Here is a 22,676-nt window from a genome sequence, read left to right on the forward strand (position 1 = left end):
CTGCACGTGACGACTGAAACTGCACCGAAGCAGACAAGCGCACTCGACGACGCCATCGCTGCCATTCGAGATTCAATCTTGCAGGGTGAGTTCTCCCCGCAGCAGCGCCTCGTCGAAGTCGATCTGTGCGAACAGCTCGGCGTCTCACGCGCTGTGGTTCGAAATGCTCTCCTAAAGCTGACCACGGAGGGACTTGTCGAACATCTCCCGAACCGTGGGGTTCGCGTGAGGGCAATCACACTTGAAGAAGCGATCGAAATCGTGGAAACGCGTGCAGCGCTTGAGTCCTTGGGCGCCAGGAAGGCAGCCCAGCGGGTCTCACCTGAAGCCCGCCAACACCTTACATCTCTGCGCGAGGGCATCGTCGCTGCTGTTGAATCGGGCAACCTCGCCGAGTACTCCGCCCTTCACCAGCAGCTCGATCAATTCATTCGCGAGCTCTCTGGACACACCACTTCCTCTCAGATTCTTGAGCGCCTGCAGGCTCAGGGCGCCAGGCACCAATTCCGCCTCAGCTTCCGCCCCGGCCGGGCGGCCACGTCCGCTCCGGAGCACCTCGCAATCATTGACGCCCTCCTGGCAGAGGATCCCGATGCGGCAGCGGCGGCTACCGTAGCGCACCTAGACGGCGTCATCGCAGCAATGCGAGAAGGGTAGCCCCAGCCCATAGCCTCCAACTCCGTTATTGCACCCCAAACGCATGAGGCAGGTGGGATGCAATAGGCAATTTGGGCCAGGCAGCGGCGCTAGGCCGCGAGCGGCACGAGCGCCTCGTGGCGCTGCGCCGTCACCATGATCGGCAGATGGTCAGAGGAGCCGCGGCCCAGAGTCTGCACGCGGGCGATCTCGAACCCCGTCGAGGTGACGAAGTCGTAGTGACCCCGGAAGAGCAGGTACCGGTTGTACGTGCGCTTATCTGAGAAGTTTGTGTCGTAGCCCGATGCACGTACGTGCTCCATGAGGCGGTTATGGAAGACGGGGTAGTTGTAGTCGCCGACCATGATGGAGGGCAGGCCCGGGCCGATGGCCGCGAGCTCATCTATCGCTGCACTAATCTGCACGCGACGCAGCGAATTGCGCGCGGTGAGGGGTGCCGCGTGGAACGAGGCTGCCATGAAATCGGAGCCTGTCTCGCGGTCGTGGATGCGGGCGCCGAGCAGTCGCTCGTGCGCGGGCGACAGCACACGGTCGTGCAGCGACTTCTTGAGCTGGAATGCCTGAGCAGACCGCACGTCGAAGCGTTCTGCGTCGACGTACATTGCGAGCCCGAGCCGGTTCTTCTCAGTCGCGCGCACCAGGGAGAGCGATCCGATACGCGAGGGGAGGTTCACGGTGTCGGCCTCTTGGAGGCAGAGGAGTTCTGCTCCGTGATTGTCGACGAGGGTAGCGAGTTCACCGATGGCGCGGTTCTTGCGCAGGTTGTAACTAATCGTCTTCACTCGGCCAAGCATACGTCGCGAATCCTATGGTTCAACCGTGTATGTGTTTTCTGCGGATTTTGCCAGCGAAGCGGCCTCAATTGCGAGAGTTTCTCGTACCGCGAGCACAGCTGGCGACTCGGCGTTCGAGATGCGCGCCGCTGTGAAGATGGATCGATGGGGGTCTCCGGGCAGGTCGACCATCCGCAACCTGGTCTCGGCGCGCACGAGGCCAGGCAGCAGTGCGACCGCGTTACCCGATTCAATGAGCCGCACGTGGGCTTGGAGATCGGCGGTTTCGTAGCGCACATCGGGCTCAAATCCGGCCGTCCGGCAGGCCTGCTCAGCCCAGTGCCTTGACGCGGCACCCCGCGGCTCCATGACCCACGGTAAGGACGCCGCGTCTTCGAGCCGCTCGACGGTGTCGAACTCGGCGTCGCCGGCGCCGAGACGCGGGAGCGCGAGCTGGATCGCGTCGAATGTGAGCGGCGCGTGATCGAGCCCCGCGAACTGGGCTGGCGCGTGGCCCGGATATTGTTCGGCGACGACGAGGTCGAAGCCGCGCACGCTCGTCTCGTGGAGGGCGGTCTCGGGCTCGTGCTGCACCATCTCGACGCGCAGGCTCGGATAGTCGGTACGCAGCCGCCTGAGGGCTTGCGGCATGATCGCAAGCACGGCGGTCTGGAACACCGCGACGCGGACCGACCCGGCGACCTCCCCACGCACTCGGTGGGCGGCGGTCTCGGCTCGCTCAAGGCCTGCGAGCAGCTCGGCGGTCTCGGCGACGAGGGCCTCGGCCGCAGCGGTGAGCTCGAGCGTTCTGCCGACCCGGCGAAGGAGCGGCGTTCCGACCTCTTTTTCGAGCAGCGCGAGCTGCTGCGAGACGGCCGACGGGCTGTAGTTCAGCGCCTCTGCGACCTGCACAACGGTGCCGCGGGCGGAGAGTTCCCAGAGCAAACGCAGACGTTTCATCTCGAGCATTGAACGCTCCCCTCAATCATTAAGTCCCACTTCATATTATTGCTCAGAAAGGATCGCTTTACTTCAAGCTTCGGAGGATTCACACTTAGCTCATCGGGAATGGGCCCGGCGCATCCGCGCGCCCGGCCGCACCCACGTATGAAAGGACCGCCGTTGTCTCAGGCAACCCCACGCCCCCAGGATCTCGCGAACGAGGCAGTCGCTCTCGCACAAAAGTGGATCACTGAAGCAGCCACTATTCCGGCTGACGCGTCAGCCGCCCGCCTCGCAGGTGTGCTCAAGGATCCCAACGGCCTCGACTTCACCGTCGGGTTTGTCGACGGTGTGGTGCGCCCGGAAGACCTTGACGTAGCGGCGAAGAAGCTCAAGGAGCTCGTTCCGCTGACCCCAGGCTTCCTCCCCGGCATCATGAAGGGCGCAATCGGCCTCGGTGGCGCGTTCGCGAAGCCGATGCCCGGCGTCGTCGTGCCGATCGCCCGCAAGGTGCTGCGCCAGATGGTCAGCCACCTCATTATTGACGCGAGCGACTCGAAGCTCGGCCCCGCGATCGCGAAGATCAAGCGTGACGGTGTTCGCCTGAACGTGAACCTCCTCGGCGAGGCTATCCTCGGCCAGGGCGAGGCGGAGCGTCGCCTCGCTGGCACCCACAAGCTGCTCGCACGCCCCGACGTCGACTACGTCTCGATCAAGGTGTCGTCGACTGTGGCTCCGCATAACCACTGGGCGTTTGACGAGGCGATCGAGCACATCGAGAGCCAGCTCGTGCCGCTCTTCGAGCGCGCGGCAGCAGCATCGCCGAAGAAGTTCATCAACCTCGACATGGAAGAGTACAAGGATCTCGACCTCACCCTCGAGGTCTTCACCCGCATCCTCGACCGCCCCGAGTTCCTCGACCTCGAGGCAGGCATCGTGCTGCAGGCGTACCTGCCCGACGCCCTCGGCGCGATGATTCGCCTGCAGGAGTGGTCGGCGAAGCGCGTCGCCCGCGGCGGTGCCGCGATCAAGGTGCGTCTCGTAAAGGGCGCGAACCTTCCGATGGAGCTCGTCGACGCCGCCGTCCACGGCTGGCCGGCAGCGACCTGGGGCACCAAGCAGGATTCAGACACCAGCTACAAGGCTGTGCTCGACTACGCGCTGACCCCCGAGCACGTGAAGAACGTGCGCGTCGGCGTCGCGGGCCACAACCTCTTCGACCTCGCCCTCGCGTGGCTACTCGCCAAGGGCCGCGGCGCAACCGACGGCCTCGAGGTTGAGATGCTGCTTGGCATGGCGACCGGCCAGGCCGAGGCCGTGCGCCGCGAGGTTGGCTCGCTGCTGCTCTACGTTCCCGTCGTGCACCCCGCAGAGTTCGACGTCGCGATCGCCTACTTGATCCGCCGCCTCGAAGAGGGCGCGAGCCAGGACAACTTCATGTCGGCCGTGTTCGAGCTGAACGACAACGCGCAGCTCTTCGAGCGCGAGAAGACGCGCTTCCTCGCGTCGCTCGGTGAGCTCGAGCACATCACCGCAGACGGCGACCCCGCAAACTACGCTGTACCCCCGTCGAACCGCGTGCAGGATCGCCGCGCCTACGACCAGGCCGGTGCTGAAGCGCGCGTCGAGGCGCTCGTCGAGAAGGGTCGCAAGGGCGAGTTCGACAACACCCCCGACAGCGATCCGGATCTCCCCGGAAACCACGTCTGGGGCCGTGAGATCGCCGACCGCATGGTCGCGTCGAAGCTCGGCGACAACCTGGTTTCGGAGGCGCTCGTCGAGTCCGCTGAGGACCTCGATGAGATCATCGCACGCGGCGTCGCTGCAGCCGATGGCTGGCAGGCGCTCGGCGCAGACGAGCGAGCACGCATCCTGTACCGTGCAGGCGAGAAGCTCGAAGCGCGCCGTGCACAGCTGCTCGAGGTCATGGGCTCCGAGTGCGGCAAGACCCTCGACCAGGGCGACCCCGAGGTCTCGGAGGCGATCGACTTCGCGAACTACTACGCGATGCTCGGCCAGGTCATCGGCCAGGTCGACGGCGCAAAGTACAAGTCGCAGAAGCTCACCGCCGTGATCCCGCCGTGGAACTTCCCCGTCGCGATCCCCGCAGGCGGCGCGCTGTCGGCGCTCGCGGCAGGCTCGTCGGTCATCATCAAGCCCGCATCGAACTCGGCGCGCTCCGGCGCGGTCATGATCGAGGCGCTGTGGGAAGCGGGAGTCCCCCGCGACGTGCTGCAGTTTGTGCAGTTCGCTGACCGTGCTCTCGGTTCGAAGCTCGTCGCTGACCCCCGCGTTGACCGCCTGATCCTCACCGGCGCGTACGAGACAGCGGTGAACTTCCGTGAGCTCCGTGCCGACCTGCCGATCCTCGCTGAGACGAGCGGCAAGAACGCGATCATCGTCACCCCGAACGCCGATTTGGATCTCGCTGCGAAGGACGTCGTGCAGTCGGCGTTCGGCCACGCGGGGCAGAAGTGCTCGGCGGCATCGCTCGTGATCCTCGTCGGTTCGGTCGCGACCTCGAAGCGCTTCCGTGGCCAGCTCATCGACGCAGCTCGCTCGCTGAAGGTCGGAACCCCGGAGAACCTCGAGACGCAGATGGGCACGATCATCACCGCCCCCGACGGCAAGCTCAAGCGCGGCCTCACGACCCTCAGCGCCGGCGAGAAGTGGCTCATCGAGCCGAAGCCACTCGAGAGCGACAGCCCCCTCGCCCTCGACAAGAAGGGCGGCAACAAGCTCTGGAGCCCGGGCGTCCGCGAAGGCGTGAAGCGCGGCTCCGAGTACCACCTCACCGAGTACTTCGGCCCGATCCTCGGCATCATGACCGCTGCGACGCTCGACGAGGCGATCGACATCGTCAACGAGATCGACTACGGCCTCACGAGCGGCCTGCACTCGCTCGACCGTGACGAGATGGCGCTCTGGCTCGACCGCATTGAGGCCGGAAACCTCTACGTCAACCGCGGCATCACCGGCGCGATCGTTCGCCGCCAGTCGTTCGGCGGCTGGAAGAAGTCCGCGATCGGTGCTGGTACCAAGGCTGGCGGCCCGAGCTACCTGTACGGCCTCGGCGAGTGGGAGGACGCACCGGTATCGGCAGCGCTGACCGCGCCGCGCCCGGCGGCTGCCCCAATCCTCACCGCCGCCCAGCAGGCAGGCGTCGCTGGGGCGGAGCTTGAGTGGCTCCGCGCCGCGCTCGGCACCGACGCTGCTGCGTGGGAGTCTGAGTTCGGGATCGCCCGCGACGCCTCGGGCGTCGGCGTTGAGCGCAACCTGCTCCGCTACCGTGCAGTGCCGGTGACTGTGCGCGCGGCAGCAGATGCGCCAATCCACAAGGTGATCCGCACTGTCGCCGCGGGCGTCGCCGCGGGCTCACGACCCACGCTCAGCACCCCGACCGCGCTGCCCGAGCCGATCGCGAAGGCGTTCAAGGCGGCAGGAGTCGAGGTCGTATTCGAGGACGACGCCGCCTGGGCCGCACGCCTCGGCCGCGTCGCGTCGCAGGATGGCCCGAACGCGAGCGCTCGCATCCGCCTCATCGCGGGCGCAAGCCGCGCCGAAGGCCTCGCCGCGATCACTGCTGCGACGGGCGGCAAGCCCGACATCGCAGTGTATGGTGGCGACGTCGTGTCGGCGGGCCGCGTTGAGATGCTGCCGTTCATGCACGAGCAGGCTGTCTCAATCACCGCGCACCGGTTCGGCACGCCGAACAAACTCTCCGAGGGCCTGATCTAAGGTTTTCGGCCGCAGAGGGGTCGGGACCCGCAAGGATCCCGACCCCTCTGCGTATCCTGGGCTGGATTGGAATCGCTCACCAGCCCAGGGCCCCTTCCAACAAAGAACCCACACCCAGCAGCTCCGCCCCAACGCAACCAACGGAAAGGCGACACCGATGTCTGACCAGTTCTTCCTCTACCTCGCGCTCGGAATCTACTTCGCAGCCATGCTCTTCATCGGCTGGCTCGCGTTCAGGCGAACCAGCGACCACGAGGGCTACATGCTTGCTGGCCGCGGGCTTCCGCCGTGGGTCGCCGCCCTCTCCGCCGGCGCCTCAGACATGTCTGGCTGGCTCATCATGGGTCTCCCGGGCGCGATCTTCGCGACCGGTCTCATCGAGGGCTGGATCGCCGTGGGCCTCCTCATCGGCTCCTACCTCAACTGGCGGCTCGTCGCACCACGCCTACGCGCCTACTCCGAGGTCTCGCGCAACTCGATCACCGTGCCGAGCTTCTTCGAGAACCGCACGCGCGACCGCTCGCACCTGTTGCGCAGCATCTCGAGCGTCATCATCCTCGTCTTCTTCACCCTCTACGCCTCGTCTGGCATGGTCGCCGGCGGCAAGTTCTTCGAGAGCGCGTTCGGCGGCGACTACTTCGTCGGCATGCTCCTCGTCACCGCTGTGACGCTCGGCTACACCCTCTTCGGCGGCTTCCTCGGTGCCTCGCTCACCGACGTCGTGCAGGGCCTGATGATGGTCGTCGCGCTCGTCGTGGTGCCAGTCATCGCGATCATCACGATCGGCGGTTGGGGCGAGACAGTCAGCATCGTCGAGACGGTCGGCGCGGCGAACCTGTCGCTCTTCGGCGGCGGCAGCATGACGACGAGCGCCGTGGTGCTCGTTGTCGCCTCGGGCCTCGCCTGGGGGCTCGGCTACTTCGGGCAGCCGCACATCATCGTGCGGTTCATGGCGCTGCGAACCCCAGGCGAGGCGAAGTCAGCTCGTCGCATCGCGACGTCATGGCAGTTCCTCTCGCTCGCCGGCGCTGTTGCGGCAGGCCTCGTCGGCATCGCCTACTTCGACAAATTCGGGGGCGCACCCAGCGATCCTGAGACCATCGTGCTGCTGCTTGCGCAGGTGCTCCTGCACCCCCTCGTCTCAGGGCTCGTACTCGCTGCGGTTCTCGCCGCGATCATGAGCACGCTTTCGAGCCAGCTCATCGTCTGCTCGTCTGCCCTCGTCGAGGATCTCTACAAGATCATGCGCAAGACGCCCCCGAGCGAAAAGACGCTCGTCATCCTCGGTCGCCTCGGCGTCCTCGCCGTCGCCGTCGTCGCCGCGCTCCTGGCGATCAGCCCGAACGACTCGATTCTTGGCCTCGTCAGCTTCGCGTGGGCCGGCTTCGGCGCAGCCTTCGGCCCCGTCGTGCTGCTCAGCCTGTACTGGCGGAAGCTCACGAACTGGGGCGCTATATCAGGCATGCTTGTTGGCGCCGTCTCTGTCTTCGTCTGGAAGGCCTTCGACACCGGGCTCTACGAGCTGCTGCCCGCGTTCATCCTCGCCCTCGCGACAGCCATGATCGTGAGCCTTTTCACGTTTAAGCACGACGCAGAGATCGACACCGAATTTACGACGACCATGAGTCTCGTAATCCCTGGCGCCACAAGCGCCGAAAAGTAACCCCGGTTAAGCGGGGCTTCCCCGCCTAGCCCACCACTACGTTCCGAAAGACAAGCCGCAATGACGCAGTCACCCTCCAGCCTGACCTGGATCCACACCACCGACTACCACACGGCCGGTGAGCCGTTCCGCATCGTCCATGAGGGGCTCCCCGAGCTTCCCGGGGAAACGGTCGGGGAGCGTCGCATCGCGGCGATCGACAATGCGAACGGGGTCGACGATCTTCGGGCGCTGCTCTGCAACGAACCGCGCGGCCACGCAGACATGTACGGCGGCTTCATCACCCCGCCCGACGACGAGGGCGCGGCGTTCGGCGTGCTCTTCTGGCATAAGGACGGCTTCTCGACGGCCTGCGGGCACGGCACCATCGCGCTCGGCGTGTGGGCAACCGATACCGGCCTCGTCGAGAGCGACCCCGACGGTATTACCGAGGTCGTCATCGACGTACCCTCGGGCCGCGTCGCCGCGCTCATTGAGCGCTCGGGGGGCAAGCTCGTGGGCGCGACCTTCAGAAACGTCGCCTCGCACGTCATCGCGCGCGGCGTTTCAGTGCAGACCTCGCGCGGCGAAGTGACAGCTGACTTCAGCTATTCAGGCGCGATCTACGCGTCAGTGCGCGCGCAAGATCTCGGCCTGTCGGTCGAGCCCGAACAGTACACCGAGCTCATCGCGCTCGGCCGTGAGATCAAGTGGGCACTCAACGAGTCGCCCGAAGCGCAGTTCGCCGACGACCCCCGCCTGTCTGGCGTCTACGGCACGATCCTCTGGGACGACCTCGGCCGCGGCGACGACGGACCCAAGCAACGCAACATCACAGTCTTCGCTGACGGTGAGGTCGACCGCTCCCCCTGCGGGTCGGGCACGGGCGCGCGCGTCGCTCTCCTCGCCGACAGCGGGATCCTTGGCGCCACCGAAACACTCGAGCACCGTTCCATCGTCGACACAGTGTTTTCGGCACGATGGGAGGCTGGCGAGGCGCGCGCCGATGGCACCGCGACGGTGATTCCGCTCGTCACGGGCACCGCGTACCAGACCGGCGAACACCGGTTCATGCTCGACCCTGCCGACGACCTCGGCACCGGATTCACCCTGCGCTAAACACTCATCCAAGGCAAGTGGCCGGAGGGGTTTCTTCCGGCCACTTGCTGCCTCCTCAGCGCTGTCACGGGCTGCGCGGTATAGAGTTTCTGCCACGAGAGTGGAGAGGCAACGCCTGTGATCGAGATGCTACGGTTCCCGCCAAAGACGTTGCGGGAACAGGCGCTCGTCGAGCTGCGATCGCTCCTCGTGTCAGGCGCGCTGAAGCCGGGAGAGGTCTACTCGGCGACAGCGATCGCCGCAGAGCTTGGAGTCTCACACGGACCCGTGCGCGAGGCGATGCTGTCGCTCGTGAACGACGGCATGATGGAGGTCGTACGCAACCGCGGGTTCCGGGTCGTCACGATCAGCCGGCGCGATCGTGAGAACATCGCCGAGATTCGAACGCTTCTCGAAGTGCCGTCGATGATGAAGCTTGCGGGCTCACCCCTGGTGCGTGAGCGCGCCGACGAATTCTCCACGATCGTCGACAAGTTCTTCGCTGCCGCCGAAGACGAAGACATCCTGGCCTTCTTCGACGCAGACCGAGAGTTCCACCTTGGTCTTCTCGCGCTGCTCGACAACGCACGTCTCACCGAATTCATTGGCACCCTGCGCGACCAAACCAGACAGTACGGAATCTACGAGCTCGCGGTGCGGGGAGAGCTCGCGGCCTCGGCGCAGGATCACCGAAACATCCTCGACGCGCTCTTAGACGGCGACGTGGAGGCCGTCGAGCGGCTCATGCTCGGCCACCTCCAATACCTGCGGTGGAGCCGGTGGACGTTTCCGGACCTTGAGGCCTCTGTGGAGCCCGACGTGGAGGGCACGGAAGCGGGCCCCCGTTAATCGATCGCGCGGCCGCCCTGAACGATCGCGAGCCGAGCTGCGGGCTCCGAGAGCGCTGCCGCGACCTCGAGCGGGTTCTCAGAGAGCAGCAGGGCGTCGCCGTAGCTGCCTGGCACGAGCGAGCCGGCCCGCACGTCGCCGATGAGCGCCGCGTTCACCTCGGTGAGCGAGCGAATCGTCTCAGCCGGGCCCGCTGCCTCCGTCTGGAGTTTCACGCCGCGAAGCTGGTCGTCTTCAAGGTCACCCATGAGGTCGCTGCCGAAGCCGACCTGCACACCTGCGGCGAGCGCGAGCTGTACTGCCTCTTGCCCCTTCGAGAGGACCTCGGAGTTCTTCGCGAGCGAGATCTCATTCAGCCCGATCTCGGCGCCGCGTCGATCCATTGCATCGTAGGCGGCGAGGGTTGGCACAAGGAAGGCGCCCTTCGCGGCCATGGCCTCGGCGGTTACGGAGTCGATGAGGTTGCCGTGTTCGATCGAACGCACCCCGTTCTCGATCGAGTGCATCACGGCCTCAGAGGAGTATGCGTGTGCTGCGACATAGCTGCCGCGGCGGGCGGCCTCTTCGGTGACGGCCCGCACCTCCTCCGGTGAATACTGCGGGATGCGGAGCGGGTCGGCGAGCGAGAAGACGCCGCCCGAGGTCATGATCTTGATCGCGTGCGCGCCCGTGCGCAGGCGGTTCCGCACTGCAAGCCGGAGCGCGTCGACACCATCGACGACCTCACACATATGGCCGTGCGAAAAGCAGATGTCGACGTGCTCTGCGCGAGGGTCGCCGTGGCCACCCGTCTGGCTCAGCGCCGGCCCGGTGAAGAGGTAGCGGGGCGAGTTGAACAGGGAAGCGTCAATGGCGCGCGCGAGACCGATGTCTCCGCCAGCTACGTCGCGCACCGTCGTGAAACCACGCTTCAGCGCTTTCTCAAGCCTGCGGGTGCCGTTGATTGCGGCGTAGCTGAGCGGACCGCGCTCGTTCTCGAGACCGTCCATGCTTGTCGCGTAAGCGTGGAAGTGCGCGTCGATGAGCCCCGGTAGCAGCCAGCCACCTCTCGCATCGAGCTGTTCGGCGCCTTCAACCGGCGTATCGACCACAAGCCCGTCGGCAATATGCACATCGCGCGGGGCGAAGCCGTTGCCGTCCCACACCTGCGCGCCAAGAATCGAAAGCGATTGCGTCTTCAACGTGTCTCCTCCATGTGACGGCAGACAAATCCTGCCCTTGGTGAATTCTGTCAGATAGGTGTCGCGGGTAGGCCCGCGACACCTATCACCGAGTGTGCTAGCGAGCGCGCACCGCCGCGGTGGCGGCCTCGTCGACTACAAAATCTGCCCCAATCACGACCCCGTAGTCTCGGGTGGCAGACTCTGGCGAAACAAACCCGTTGCGCACGTCGCGGGCGACCGCAGCTGGGTCCCGCTCAAGCGGATTACCGTAGCCACCACCGCCACCCGTTGCGTTGACGAGCACATCACCGGCGTCGAGATGGTTGTAGCTTCCACCCTGAATCACTTCGCGTGGGGTGCCCGGGTTGAGCACAATTTGATTGGGCTGGCCCTCGGCGCCTCCCGCGATCGACCACGGCGCGGTCTTCGTTTTGTAGACCAGGCAGATGCCTGTCGCAGGCGCGGTAAAGCGGTACGTACGGGTGACTCCGACGCCGCCGCGGAACTTTCCCGCCCCACCCGTGTCTGGCCGGTAGCCGTAGTGGTCGATAATCATCGAGGATTTTGTTTCGAGCACCTCGACGGGGTTGTTGCGGCACCCTGGCTCCGACAGGTGCATAATGCCGTCTTCACCGTCATGGTGGGCGGTGCCACCGTAGCCGACGGCCTCGTTCGTAGCTTCTTGCCAAGGCTCACCGGTGCGGGGATTCACGCCGAGGCCCATCATCGAGCACACATCTCCGCCAGAGCAGGCTGGGACGAGGTCGGGCATCCCCTGCGAAAGTGCCTTCAGGATCACTTCGCCCGCGAGCAGCCCAGTCCACAGCGTAAACGTCGGCATCGGCGGAACCGCGTGCATCACTGAACCGGGAACGGTGACGACGCGCAGCGGCGCGAAGTTCCCCGCGACAACAGGGGAATCGGGTGTAGTGAGCGACTTAAAGATGAGACTTGATAGCGCCTCAGTCTGTCCGACGGGGAGGTTGATAGGCCCCTCGACGTTGTCAGCTGAACCGGTCCAGTCGACGACCATTTCTTCATCGGTCACGGTCACCGTGCACTGGAGTTTCACCAGCTGATCCTTCGATATGCCGTCGTCGTCAACGTAGTCGACCGCTGTCCAGGTACCCTTGGGCAGCTTCTTGAGAGCAAGCTTCGCCAGACGCTCACCGTGCTCATTGATGGTGTTCATCGCCTCCTCGAGGACGGCAACACCGTACTTCGCCGCAAGTTCCTGTGTCCGCTTGACACCGGTCACGCACGCTGAGACTTGCGCTTGGATATCGCCAATCGTGTGCTTCGGCATGCGGCTGTTGAACCTGACGATGTTAAACACATCGTCGTTCTTCACGCCTCGACGGTAGAGCTTTGATGCGGGCATCACCAGCCCCTCTTGCGAGCGGTCCGTGGAATCGAGCACGTACCCTGGATCCTTTTGATGCAGGTCGGTGATGTGGACGCGGCATGAGGCGAAACCGATGAGCTTGTCCTCTGCATGAATCGGCGCGAACACGAGGGGGTCAAGCGTGTGTGCGCTCGACCAGTAGGGGTAGTTGATGATGAACACGTCTCCGGGTTCCATCGCATCAACCCCGAGAAAATCCATCGAATGCTTGATTCCCGCGTCGTTGCCACGCGTGAACACCGCGATGCCGGGAGCATCCGCGACAACGTCTCCGTTCGCATCATGGATGCCAATACCGTAGTCGTGGATCTCGTAGACCACAGTGTTATAAGCCGTCCGGCAGAGGTTTCTGGCGATCTCTTCGGCCGCTGCGAGGAGGCCGTGCCTGATGATCTCGGTGGTGATTGCGTCAGCCATCTCAGGCTCCCTTCTGAATTGAAATGACGAGTTCGCCGTAGCTGCCGACCTCGAGTCGGTCACCCGCGTGCAGCACGGTAGTCGCCGTGTGTTCCGTAACGACGGCAGGCCCTTCGATGACATCACCGGCGAGCAGCTCTTCCCGAGCTACGAGCGAGTACTCGGCCTCACTCTCGTCGGGGAGCGTCACAACACGAGTCGTGGTGGGATAACTCTCCCCTGCCGGTCGGGCGGCAACCCGCGGCAGGTCTGGCTTGTCGACGATGCCAACCGCGTGCAGCCGGAGCGTCGTGATCTCGATGGGGTCGTCCATAGTGTGCCCGTACTGCCGGAGGTGAAGCCTGTCGAACTCTCCACGAATGGCTGTACGCGGGTCAGCACCGTCGGCCGGGTAGTCGACCGTCACCGAGTGCTCCTGACCCGAGTACCGTACGGCGACGACTCTGTTAAACGCGCGACGCTCGGCACCGAACCCCTCGAGCTCGAGCGCTTCGGCGGCCTCCGCCTCCATGTCGGCGTAGAGTGCGTCGGCGGCGGCAGCGTCGAGCTCATCGAGCGCCTGGATCGTCGTCCGCGAATAGTCGTGCTGAACGTCGGCCATGAGCATGCCGAGCGCGGAGAACGCCCCCTGCCCCGGCGGCACGATGACTTCGGGAACCCCCAGCTCCCGCGCCACGTCGACGGCAACGAGCCCGCCGCCGCCGCCGAATGAAAGCAGAGCGAAGTCCTTGGGATCGTGGCCAAGCTCAATGGTGATTGCCCGCACCGCACCGACAATCTTGGTGTTCGAGATCTGCACCATGCCGCGCGCAAGCTGCGTGACGGACAGGCCAAGAGTCTCGGCGATCGGCTCAAGCGCCGAGATGGACTTGTCGCGCGCCAGCGTCAACTCCCCGCCGAGCGGTGTGTCGACGCCGAGGTAGCCGATAGCGAGCGCTGCATCTGTGAACGTCGGTTGTGTGCCTCCGCGCCCGTATGCAGCGGGACCGGGGACTGCGCCGGCACTCTTCGGCCCGACCTGTAGCGCACCTGCTTCATCGAGGTAGCCGAGCGAACCGCCGCCAGCGCCAATCGTGTGAATATAGAGCGACGGCGTGTTGATGGGGAGGCCCTCGAACTCGGCGCCGTGATAGAGCACAGGCGCACTGTCCAGCACGAGGGATGCGTCGAGACTGGTACCGCCCATATCAATTGTGATGAGGTTCGGCCGATCGATCAGTCGCGAGAATCCGCCGGCGCCAACGACGCCCCCTGCTGGACCGGAGAGGATCAAGTTCACCGGCTGTTCGCGGGCCGCCGATGCGGTCATAGCGCCGCCGCCAGAGCGTGACATCAGGAACCGGCCCTCGAAACCGCGTTCAGCGAGTTCATCCTCGAGGGCGCGGAGGTAGCTTCGCATGATGGGTTTGATGTAGGCGTCGAGCACCGCAGTGCTTGTGCGCTCGTATTCGCGATACTCGCGTGAGAGCTCGTTCGAGAGCGTCACCTCAACCCCTGGCGCCTCCTCCTCGAGGATCGTCCGCATCTGGAGCTCGTGCTCAGGGTTCGCGTACGCATGCAGGAACGCGACGGCGACCGCGTCGTAGCCGCGCTTCGCGATCTCCCGCGCGACTGCGCGAGCATCATCCTCATCGAGCGGGGCCACCACACTGCCGTCAAACATACTGCGCTCAGTGACCTCGAAGGTGTCGTAGCGCTCCAGCAGTGGCTCCGGCTTCTGGTACGCGAAGTCGTACATAACGGTGCGGTCCGTACGCCCGAGGAGATAGACGTCTCGAAACCCGCGAGTACCGATGATGGCGATACGGGCGCCGGAACGGGTGAGCAGCGAGTTGAGGCCGAGGGTGGAACCGTGGTTGAACGTCTCGACCGTGCTGGGATCGGCCTCGGCTTTGTCAAACGCCGCGAGCACGCCCGCCGTCGGTTCCGACGGCGTCGTCGGAACCTTTTCGAACCGCAGTTCGCCTGTTTCTGGCACAAGTTTCACTACGTCGGTAAAGGTGCCTCCGACATCGATCGCTACGCGAACCTGATGTGACATGAGATGTGTACTCCTGTGAATTGTTGGGGGTGGACTATCGCTTGGTACGGCCGGCGGCTGCGAGGCCGACCGCTGCGAGAATGATGAAACCGGTGACCATGTCCTTGAGCTGTGGGTTCAGATCGAGCAGGTCGAATCCGTTTCCGATCAGTGCGATCAGGAAGACGCCTGCAATCGAACGCCACACGGCCCCCACACCGCCGTAGATGCTCGTGCCGCCAAGGATCACCGCGGCGATCGCCGAGAGTTCGAGCCCGGCGCCGGCGAGGGGTTGCCCGGAGGCGATTCTGGAGACCCCGATGGCTGCTGCGGTACCAGCCGCGAGCCCCGAGAGCATGAAGACAAAGATTCGGGTGCGGGTGACGCTAATTCCAGAAAGCTCGGCGGCCTCCGCGTTGCCGCCAACGGCATAGACGTGACGGCCAAATACCGTTCGGGACAACAGCAGCCAGAACGCGCCGGCGATGACGATCATGACGAACACCGCGACAAACACTCCGCCCACGCGGTCGCGCCCCAGCGCGGTGAATCCCGGAGTGGTGACCGTGATCAGGCTGCCACCGGTGATGAGTACCGCGATCGTCGTGAAGATCATCGACGAGGCCAGCGTTGCGAGAAATGAATGGACCCGGAGTTTGGTGATCACGGCGCCGTTAAACGTGCCGAGAATGAGGCCGACCACCGGTGCTGCGGCGAGCGCGACCACGACGTTTCCAGTCGACACTGCGAGCCAGGCGGATACGACGCCAGCCACTCCATAGATCGCGCCCGTTGACAGGTCGAAGTTCCCCGACACGATCACGAAGGTACCCGCCGATGCAATGATCACCAGTGGAGCGTTCTGGTTCAGGATGTTGACGATGTTGCCGAACGTAAAGAACGACGGCGACAGGATGGCTAGGGCAATGATGACCGCACCGAGCAGGATGAGAACGGCGTATTCGATTGCGATCTCGCCAAGCGAGAATCGCTTGCGTTCTCGCGTCTGCGTGGCGGTGGTGTTGGCAGCCTGGCTCATGCTGCTGACTCCTCTTCAGAAGGAACGTGGAAGAGCTGGAACAGCACATCATCCACTGTGGTGTCGGCGGGAATAATCTCTCCCATGGTCTTGCCGTCGGAGACGAGGTAGGCCCGGTGCGCGAGCTCCATGATTTCCTCGTGTTCCGACGAGATGAGCAGGATCCCGATGCCCTGCTCGGCGAGCCGTGCGATGAGCTCATAGATCGTGCGTTTAGCGCCAACATCGACGCCGCGGGTAGGCTCGTCGAGCACAATGACCCTCGGGTTCGTTGCGAGCGCCTTCGCAAGCAGCGCCTTCTGCTGGTTTCCGCCCGAGAACCACGAGACTGGAAGCTCGATGTTCGGCGGGCGCATCTCGAGCGCCCTCGCGAGCGATTCCGCATCCGCACGCTCCTTACGAAGTCGCACGACGCCCGAGGCTGAGACCGAGCGAAGGCTCGACAGCGATATGTTCTCTCGAACGGAACGCTGCAGCACGAGGCCGTCGCGATGACGGTCCTCCGAAACGAGCACGAATCCTCGCTCGATCGATGCACGTGGCGAGTGCTTGAGTACTTGATTGCCCGCAATCTCCACTGTCCCCGCGCGCAGTCTGTCGACGCCAAAGATTGCGCGAGCGCACTCCGAGCGCCCACTACCAACGAGGCCGAGAAGCCCGACGACTTCGCCCGGTCGCACGACGAACGACATGTCGGCCACGCCGGTGTCGGTCGCGATTCCGTTTGCGACGAGCACGGGTGGGACCGCCGTATCGATCGGGGCCGGACGTTCGGGGTAAGCCTGACCGAGCGAACGGCCAAGCATCGCGGTCACCACGTCTTGTTTTGTCACCGCCGCGGCGTCGACGGTGTCGATCCGTCGGCCATCGCGCATGATGGTGATTCGGTCCGAGACGTTGAGCACTGAGTCGAGAAAGTGTGACACGTAGATGACGCAGCATCCTCGGTCACGAAGTGTGCGCATCAGCGCTTCGAGTTGCTCCATCTCTTTGGCGGTGAGAGACGATGTCGGCTCGTCCATCACGATGACTCGCGCGTCACGGGCGAGGGCCCGCATGATCTCGACCTTCTGCTGGTCGGCTATCCGCAAGTCGCGAACGCGCGCGTGCGGGTCGAGTCCAAAGCGGATCTCGGTTTCCAGGGCGGCGAAGCGCTCCGCCAGGTTGCGGCGTTCCCACCCCAACCGGTGCTGCTCTGTTCCCAGGAACACGTTTTGGGCGACGGAGAGGTCAGGCACGAGCGCGAGCTCTTGAGCGATCATGGCGATGCCGCGGCGCTGCGCGATCCCTGGATTCCACCGTTCGACCGGGGCTCCCTCCACAAGGAGCTCGCCCCAGTCTGCGGCGTAGATTCCGGCAATCACTTTGCCGAGCGTGGACTTGCCCGCACCATTTTCCCCGACGAACGCGTGAATCTCGCCCGACGACACGCTCAGCGACACCTCATTGAGCGCCTGGGTTCCACCAAAGCGCTTGCTGATCTCACGCAGCTCAACGAGCGGCGTGCGCTCCGGAGAAGTGTTCATCGTGAATCAGCCGTTCCATTCGCCGGTGAACTCCGGCGCGGCTTCAAGCACTGCCCGGTCCGCGATCGGTCCAACTGCCACGAGGCTGTCTGCGTCGACCACGACCTCGACCTCGTTCCCGAGAATCGAATTCATGATCTGCTCGAGTGCCGCTTCACCCATGGAAACGGGGTAGTTCAGGAAGTCGTTCGTCCATTTCCCATCACGAACAGCCTGCACGCCCTCTGTCGTTCCGCCGCCACCGGTGAGGAAGACGGTCGAGGGATCGATACCGGCGTTCTCAAGTGCGATCTGCGCGCCCATGGTCTGCTGATCCGCGTTACTGAGGATGCCGTTGAGGTCAGGATTGGCCTGGAGCAAGTTTGAGACCGCGGTGAGCGACTTGTCGCGGTCATAGGCGCCTTCGAGCGTCCCAACCACCGTGATGTTCTTGTGCTCTTCAATGACGGCGTCCCATGCGGCAACGCGCTCCACGTCGAGCGGAGAATTCAGCAGGCCGGCAAGGTAGCCGATCTTGCACGGATCAATGTCTTTGCAGTATTCGACGACTGTTTCAGCCTGCAGTTTCGCGCCGTTCGCCGGGGGTGAAGCTACCGTCGTAACCACCCCTTCAACTTGCGGTTGCATTTCGCTGATCTCCGGCCCGATGGGGTTGAGCACTGCGGCGACGGGCTTGGGGTTTGCGAGGGGGAACGCTGCGGCGAGGGCCGGACCGTCATGAGGGACAACGATGATGCCGTCAGTCCCGCCACTCGTGCCCGCGTTCTGCAGCTGTGAGAGCTGGGTGTTGGCGTCGAACTGGCCATCCTGAATCTTGGTCTTTATCGTGATTCCGAGATCTTCAGACAGTTCCTTGGCCTTCCGCTCGACGCCCTCGTAGACGGCCTGGTTGTAGCCGTTCTGCGAGGAGGAGGCGAGCACGACGACCTCATAGGTGTCGCCTCCGGCTCCGCCAGAATCGGCCGAGCATCCGACCAGTGACGCCCCAATAGCGAGGACCGATAGGCCGGCGAACAGGGTTTTGGTGTGCTTCATTGCATCTCCACTCTGTGGGTGTATGTGAGGGTGTGGGTACGGTGAGTCAGTATGTGTTCGGCTTTGCGACGCTGTGGTCGATTTCGAAGGTGCGGCCGATGCCGATGCGGGCGCCGTCCAGCAGACGCTCGAGGTCTGGACCGGTGCGACCTCGGTTGGGGTGATCGATCCATTCCTGGTATGCGGCCTCATCGGGCCACACCGCCGTGACGAGAATCTCCCCGCTGCCATCCGTCGCGACCGAAATCTCAGACGCCACCGCCCGCGTGAGATCGAGCGACTCCTGGAGGATCTGCTCTGAGCGATACAACTGCACGACTGCCGGCGCGCGCCCTTCGAGCGGGGTGAGGGTGAGGAGGGTGCGAATCATGTGTCAAACTCCGTTGTGACAGGACCTGGGATCTCGTGAGACGCTACTCCGCCGCGACACAACACCAGCATGCATTTTGCCTGGACTGTGACATTGCACCAGTGCATTTTGCTATCGTCGCTCCATGAGGTTCGGTCTTCACTGCGCCGGCGACCGCGTTGTCGCCGCCACATTCGCTCGCGGAGTTCTCCGCGATCACCGCACCGTGCCCGTCATCTCAGGTGACCCGCTCACCGCTGCCGTGAGCCTACTCACTGGACTTCCCCAGACCGATTCCCGGCGCATGGGTTCGCCTGAGGTCGCCAGCTTCACGTTCGAAGTCTCCGAAATCCTGCGACCCGATGTGACGACCCCCGTCCATCTCGTACGAGTCAGCCCTCGCTCGGCTCAGGGGTCCCTTGATCCGTTCACCCTGCCGTGGCTTGCCACGACCGGGGCCGCTGGGCCCCGGATCCTGCATCTCCCCGGAGGGCACAACGCGAGGGGGCAGGAGATCGTTTCGCTCGACGCAGCGGCCCTCGCGCATCTCTCCCCTGCGACGCGTAGCGCTCCGCGCTTCGTGGTGACGGCGGTGGGCTCGCTTCTCAACCCGGCACACGAATTGCGAGTTGGCTCCGAGCTCCAAAGCCGGTTTCCGGGCGCGAATATCGAATACTCTCACCAGTTCCACCACACCTCATTCGCCGTTCGGGAACGAACTGCGTTTCTGAATCTTGCACTGCGGGAACGTGCCGAGAGCATCGTCACGGCACTGTCCGTCGCCGCACGCGGCGCGTATCCTGGCGCACGCCTGTTTGTCGCCACGAACTGCGGCGGCAGCATCCCCCTGACCAGGCTTGCCGCGACACCCGTCGACGCGCTCGCGTCCCTTCATGCAACGCAGGCGATGGGTGCCGCTGCCGTCTCAGGCGCGACTTCCGGAACCCTCACGTTCGAGGTCGGTGGGGAACGACGATGGTGCGAACTCTCTTATGGGATCCCCTCGGTCGTACCAGCCCTGCACAGTGCGACGTTTGGCAAACTCGCCACGCCGGCGAGCAATGTGAGATTCGGCGCCAGAATCGTTGCGAGCGCAGCAACAGCTGCCGGCCATCACGACTCGACAGTGGCTGAGGGCGAATCGTTCGCCGCGGCTGGGGCCGCCCGGATGCCGAGAGTCGACTGGCTTATGACGCTACTGCAGAGTCGCAACGAAGCAGAGATGCTCCGTTCAAAGGAGGCGGCCGAAGCCAGGCTGCACGCGCGACTCGTGTCCACAGGCGTTCCGCCGGAACACGTCCGAACTGTTGAGTCGCTCGTCACGGCAACGAGCTACGGCAACCCCGAAGTTATCGCGTTGCGCATTCGAGCGATCGCTGATGAAGACCGGCCCCTTGCGCGAGAGGGCGTTCAAGCATGACTCAACTCACGAACGATGACCTGCAGCACCTCGCAACCGGATCACAGTTCCTCGCCTGTTCGGTCGACGCCGACTGGCTCGCAGAGGCGTTCCAGCGAGTACAAATGCATGTGGCGAACGGGCTCAGCCTGCCGCCACTCGTCGCGGCTAGTCAGCTTCCTGACGACGCCCAAACGGTCTCGGTTGGCTTCGTCAACAATGGGTTGCCGCCGTCGGACCTGCACCCGGTCGGAGACGAGTTTGTGAGGAGCGTTCGCGAACTTGAAGCCGAACTTGGGGTGACCTTTGCCGGACTCATCCCGCTCGCGGGGGCGAACATCAACGTGATTGTCGCCGTCGAGACCGCGATGCTCCTTGGGGTTCCGGTCATTGATGCCGACCAGATGGGTCGAGTGTTCTCGCTGCTGTATCAATCGGTGTTTACGCTCGCCGGGCTTCCTGCCGGGCCGCTGGCCGCCACCGGCGCCGCAGGAGAATCCGCTGTCGTGCGCGTCTCTGATCCGCTTCGGGCCGAACGGCTCGTTCGCGCGCTGGCTGGCGAATTCGGCGGCTGGTCAGCGACCGCGCTCTATCCGATGACCGCCGCGACGCTCCGGCAACACGGCCTGCACGGCACGCTTCGCAGGAACATTCGTATCGGGAGCATTATCCACAGTGATGCTCCGCTGGACACGCGGTATCGACGACTCATGACCGAGGAAGGCATCCGCCGGATGATCCACGCGCGCGTGACAGACGTCACTGGGCTCTCACGCCCAGCGCCCCCCGGCCAGCCCGACCGTCCATCAACCGTCATGTTCGAGGAGATTGGTACCGGAAAGATCGTCCAGCTCGAGATCCAAAACGAATTGCTCATGCTCATGGTCGACGGCGCGGTCGAGGCGGTCATGCCCGACATCATCACCATGATGGATCCTGAGAGCGAGCGGGTAGCGAGCTTCGAAGATCTCTGGGTTGGGCACCGACTAGATCTGATGGTGCTCCCTGCCGCTCCCGAGTGGTACACCGAGGCGGGTCTCGCGCTCGCCGGCCCAGATGCTCATCACATTTTGCTTCGAACCAGGCAACGGAGGCAGCGATGATTCAACGCGCCCAGCAGTCCGTCACGCTGCGAACGCTCCTCGCGCAGCCTATGCGGATCGAACTCACCCAGCTCTGCGCCGCCGCGGACTCCCGCCCCGTTCGAACCATTGTGGTGATCTCTGACATCGACGAGATCACCTCGATCGAGCCAGACACCGTCGTTCTGCTCAGCGCGGACGTCGCGCGCGGCAGCTGGATGGTATCGGCTGCCCTCCGCTACGCCTGGGAACGGAACGCATGTGCGCTCATCGTGCCCGAGCGGCTACTGAACCCCAGCGTCGTCCAACTCGCAGAGCGATTCCAAGTTTCGTTGTTCACAACGCCCGCCTCGATCACAGCGGCCGCGATCGAGGTTGCGTCCGGTCTGGGGTTTGCCAGAGCACAACTCGTATCGACGCTGCACAGGCTCACGGCTCTCGTTGAGGCAAGTGAAGAAATCAATGAGATTCTCACCCTTGCGTCCGAGTGGCTGGAAGGTGCGCGCGTGGAGCTTGAGTCGGCTGGTGCGGTCGTGCGCACGGCGACGAGTCGCACCGCGCGGAGCTCAGCGCTCGGCCTGAATGTCCCCGGTCGGGTATCGGTACCTGTCGGAGCCGGCCCCACGAGCGCAGATCAATTGGTGACCGAAGTTCAACTGGCGTCGCGGGATCGGGCCGCCGCCGTACTGGAGATCTGCGCCACCAAGCTTCGCGCGCTCCTCGCGGAAGCTGAGCTTGCGGCGCTGCACCGATCGCTTCCGACGCTCGGCGTCGCAGTGCTTACCGGAAGCGAACCGCGACTGCCGAGGCAACCACGCGTCTCTCCCTGGCCGGATCACCCTGAGACGGCGAACGAGTACGTGGTGGTGTGCATTCTCTCTGAGCACATTGAGCGGCATGGTGCTGCGTTGCACCAGGTGTGGTTGGCCGAGTTCCGTGGAAGCAGTCTCATACGAGCCTCTGACGGGTGGCTTGCCGTTCTGCCGGTTCATGAGTCGAACAGCGACCGCCTTCTCGAACGGGTCCGGCACCGTCTCGGTGATTTGCACCTGCTCGACCTGCGTATCGGCGAGTCGCTGCGCCACGTTGGGGCGAGCGCCCTGCAAGGTGCGATACGCGAAGCTTGGCTCGCTGCTCGCGTCGCCGAGGCGAACGACCAACACACCGTCGTACGCTATGGAGAGATCCCGGAGGCACTCGTTCCGCACCTGTTGCCGCCTGCCTTCGCACGGGACACACTTGAGGTCCGTTACCCGGGCCTGTTCGGAGACGCCCATCGAGACGAACTCATCAGGCTATATATCGAATACGCTGCGCACCTCGGTTCAACCACGGAGACAGCCTCCGCGCTTGGCATCCATCGGAACACTGTGAAGCAGCGGCTCGCGCGGCTTCAAGAACTCGGGGTGCCAGTACATCAACCAGAAACAGCATTGGGGCTCCACCTCCTGTTCGCAGGATTTCGCGACTCCGAGGCCAGCCCCGACCGAATACAGCTGGCGCCCTGACCAGCCGAGGGCTGCGGTCGCCGCGAGAAACCGG

General features: G+C 64.3%; 17 protein-coding genes. 8 read left to right on the plus strand and 9 right to left on the minus strand.

Going from position 1 to position 22,676, the window contains the following annotated elements; genetic code table 11:
• The first annotated feature begins 6 nt into the window (after nucleotides 1-6).
• Nucleotides 7-657 (plus strand): GntR family transcriptional regulator, encoded by a 651-nt coding sequence (locus tag KI794_RS15085; protein ID WP_255808535.1) that lies wholly within the window; start codon nucleotides 7-9, stop codon nucleotides 655-657.
• A gap of 89 nt (nucleotides 658-746) precedes the next feature.
• Here KI794_RS15085 and KI794_RS15090 read toward each other — a convergent pair whose 3' ends face one another.
• Both KI794_RS15090 and KI794_RS15095 read right to left on the minus strand, forming a co-directional pair.
• Nucleotides 747-1,439 (minus strand): endonuclease/exonuclease/phosphatase family protein, encoded by a 693-nt coding sequence (locus KI794_RS15090; protein ID WP_119282853.1) that lies wholly within the window; start codon nucleotides 1,437-1,439, stop codon nucleotides 747-749.
• 24 nt (nucleotides 1,440-1,463) lie between these two features.
• Complete coding sequence (locus tag KI794_RS15095; RefSeq protein WP_119282632.1) at nucleotides 1,464-2,399, minus strand: LysR family transcriptional regulator; 936 nt, start codon at nucleotides 2,397-2,399, stop codon at nucleotides 1,464-1,466.
• Between the two features lie 138 nt (nucleotides 2,400-2,537).
• On the opposite strand from KI794_RS15095, the gene KI794_RS15100 reads away from it, so the two are divergent.
• From KI794_RS15100 to KI794_RS15115, 4 genes are all read left to right on the plus strand, one after another.
• On the plus strand, nucleotides 2,538-6,110 hold the full coding sequence (locus KI794_RS15100; RefSeq protein ID WP_255808536.1) for a bifunctional proline dehydrogenase/L-glutamate gamma-semialdehyde dehydrogenase: 3,573 nt from the start codon (nucleotides 2,538-2,540) through the stop codon (nucleotides 6,108-6,110).
• A 157-nt stretch (nucleotides 6,111-6,267) separates the two neighbouring features.
• A complete protein-coding gene (gene putP / locus KI794_RS15105) occupies nucleotides 6,268-7,773 on the plus strand; it encodes a sodium/proline symporter PutP (protein ID WP_119282631.1) in 1,506 nt (501 codons plus the stop codon).
• Between the two features lie 60 nt (nucleotides 7,774-7,833).
• Nucleotides 7,834-8,871 carry a proline racemase family protein gene (locus tag KI794_RS15110; RefSeq protein WP_119282630.1) on the plus strand — a complete coding sequence of 346 codons (1,038 nt, stop codon included), beginning with the start codon at nucleotides 7,834-7,836 and terminating at the stop codon, nucleotides 8,869-8,871.
• Nucleotides 8,872-8,997: 126 nt separating this feature from the next.
• Nucleotides 8,998-9,699, plus strand: coding sequence for a GntR family transcriptional regulator (locus KI794_RS15115; protein ID WP_119282851.1), 702 nt, complete (start codon nucleotides 8,998-9,000; stop codon nucleotides 9,697-9,699).
• Here KI794_RS15115 and KI794_RS15120 read toward each other — a convergent pair.
• The 7 genes from KI794_RS15120 to KI794_RS15150 form a co-directional block, all read right to left on the minus strand.
• The gene (locus KI794_RS15120) at nucleotides 9,696-10,880 is read right to left on the minus strand and encodes a metal-dependent hydrolase family protein (RefSeq protein WP_119282629.1); all 1,185 of its coding nucleotides are present in this window, start codon (nucleotides 10,878-10,880) and stop codon (nucleotides 9,696-9,698) included. The genes KI794_RS15115 and KI794_RS15120 overlap by 4 nt on opposite strands.
• Before the next feature lie 97 nt (nucleotides 10,881-10,977).
• Nucleotides 10,978-12,684 (minus strand): hydantoinase B/oxoprolinase family protein, encoded by a 1,707-nt coding sequence (locus KI794_RS15125; RefSeq protein WP_255808537.1) that lies wholly within the window; start codon nucleotides 12,682-12,684, stop codon nucleotides 10,978-10,980.
• 1 nt (nucleotide 12,685) lies between these two features.
• Nucleotides 12,686-14,725, minus strand: a complete 2,040-nt coding sequence (locus tag KI794_RS15130; RefSeq protein ID WP_119282627.1) for a hydantoinase/oxoprolinase family protein — start codon at nucleotides 14,723-14,725, stop codon at nucleotides 12,686-12,688.
• A gap of 34 nt (nucleotides 14,726-14,759) precedes the next feature.
• Nucleotides 14,760-15,743 (minus strand): ABC transporter permease, encoded by a 984-nt coding sequence (locus KI794_RS15135; RefSeq protein WP_119282626.1) that lies wholly within the window; start codon nucleotides 15,741-15,743, stop codon nucleotides 14,760-14,762.
• Nucleotides 15,740-17,269: a sugar ABC transporter ATP-binding protein gene (locus KI794_RS15140; RefSeq protein WP_119282625.1), complete on the minus strand. Its 1,530-nt coding sequence runs from the start codon at nucleotides 17,267-17,269 to the stop codon at nucleotides 15,740-15,742. Before KI794_RS15140 ends, KI794_RS15135 begins: the two co-directional genes overlap by 4 nt.
• Before the next feature lie 6 nt (nucleotides 17,270-17,275).
• Nucleotides 17,276-18,304: a sugar ABC transporter substrate-binding protein gene (locus tag KI794_RS15145; RefSeq protein ID WP_162921125.1), complete on the minus strand. Its 1,029-nt coding sequence runs from the start codon at nucleotides 18,302-18,304 to the stop codon at nucleotides 17,276-17,278.
• 46 nt (nucleotides 18,305-18,350) lie between these two features.
• Complete coding sequence (locus KI794_RS15150) at nucleotides 18,351-18,674, minus strand: hypothetical protein (RefSeq protein WP_162921124.1); 324 nt, start codon at nucleotides 18,672-18,674, stop codon at nucleotides 18,351-18,353.
• Between the two features lie 124 nt (nucleotides 18,675-18,798).
• On the opposite strand from KI794_RS15150, the gene KI794_RS15155 reads away from it, so the two are divergent.
• The 3 genes from KI794_RS15155 to KI794_RS15165 are packed head-to-tail and all read left to right on the plus strand — an operon-like array spanning nucleotide 18,799 to nucleotide 22,642.
• Nucleotides 18,799-20,073, plus strand: a complete 1,275-nt coding sequence (locus KI794_RS15155) for a hypothetical protein (protein ID WP_119282623.1) — start codon at nucleotides 18,799-18,801, stop codon at nucleotides 20,071-20,073.
• On the plus strand, nucleotides 20,070-21,155 hold the full coding sequence (locus KI794_RS15160; protein ID WP_119282622.1) for a DUF917 domain-containing protein: 1,086 nt from the start codon (nucleotides 20,070-20,072) through the stop codon (nucleotides 21,153-21,155). The genes KI794_RS15155 and KI794_RS15160 overlap by 4 nt, the downstream gene beginning before the upstream one ends.
• Nucleotides 21,152-22,642, plus strand: coding sequence for a helix-turn-helix domain-containing protein (locus tag KI794_RS15165; RefSeq protein WP_255808538.1), 1,491 nt, complete (start codon nucleotides 21,152-21,154; stop codon nucleotides 22,640-22,642). Before KI794_RS15160 ends, KI794_RS15165 begins: the two co-directional genes overlap by 4 nt.
• Nucleotides 22,643-22,676 lie beyond the last annotated feature (34 nt).

Source organism: Leucobacter aridicollis, from assembly GCF_024399335.1.
GTDB lineage: Bacteria > Actinomycetota > Actinomycetes > Actinomycetales > Microbacteriaceae > Leucobacter > Leucobacter aridicollis_A.

Bases quoted from the DNA above. Each gene is read 5' to 3' on its own strand.
- KI794_RS15130 (WP_119282627.1), bottom strand. From the start codon at position 14,725: ATGTCACATCAGGTTCGCGTAGCGATCGATGTCGGAGGCACCTTTACC.
- KI794_RS15155 (WP_119282623.1), top strand. From the start codon at position 18,799: ATGAGGTTCGGTCTTCACTGCGCCGGCGACCGCGTTGTCGCCGCCACA.
- KI794_RS15135 (WP_119282626.1), bottom strand. From the start codon at position 15,743: ATGAGCCAGGCTGCCAACACCACCGCCACGCAGACGCGAGAACGCAAG.
- KI794_RS15125 (WP_255808537.1), bottom strand. From the start codon at position 12,684: ATGGCTGACGCAATCACCACCGAGATCATCAGGCACGGCCTCCTCGCA.
- KI794_RS15160 (WP_119282622.1), top strand. From the start codon at position 20,070: ATGACTCAACTCACGAACGATGACCTGCAGCACCTCGCAACCGGATCA.
- KI794_RS15145 (WP_162921125.1), bottom strand. From the start codon at position 18,304: ATGAAGCACACCAAAACCCTGTTCGCCGGCCTATCGGTCCTCGCTATT.
- KI794_RS15165 (WP_255808538.1), top strand. From the start codon at position 21,152: ATGATTCAACGCGCCCAGCAGTCCGTCACGCTGCGAACGCTCCTCGCG.
- KI794_RS15095 (WP_119282632.1), bottom strand. From the start codon at position 2,399: ATGCTCGAGATGAAACGTCTGCGTTTGCTCTGGGAACTCTCCGCCCGC.
- KI794_RS15100 (WP_255808536.1), top strand. From the start codon at position 2,538: ATGAAAGGACCGCCGTTGTCTCAGGCAACCCCACGCCCCCAGGATCTC.
- KI794_RS15140 (WP_119282625.1), bottom strand. From the start codon at position 17,269: ATGAACACTTCTCCGGAGCGCACGCCGCTCGTTGAGCTGCGTGAGATC.
- KI794_RS15110 (WP_119282630.1), top strand. From the start codon at position 7,834: ATGACGCAGTCACCCTCCAGCCTGACCTGGATCCACACCACCGACTAC.
- KI794_RS15115 (WP_119282851.1), top strand. From the start codon at position 8,998: ATGCTACGGTTCCCGCCAAAGACGTTGCGGGAACAGGCGCTCGTCGAG.
- KI794_RS15150 (WP_162921124.1), bottom strand. From the start codon at position 18,674: ATGATTCGCACCCTCCTCACCCTCACCCCGCTCGAAGGGCGCGCGCCG.
- putP (WP_119282631.1), top strand. From the start codon at position 6,268: ATGTCTGACCAGTTCTTCCTCTACCTCGCGCTCGGAATCTACTTCGCA.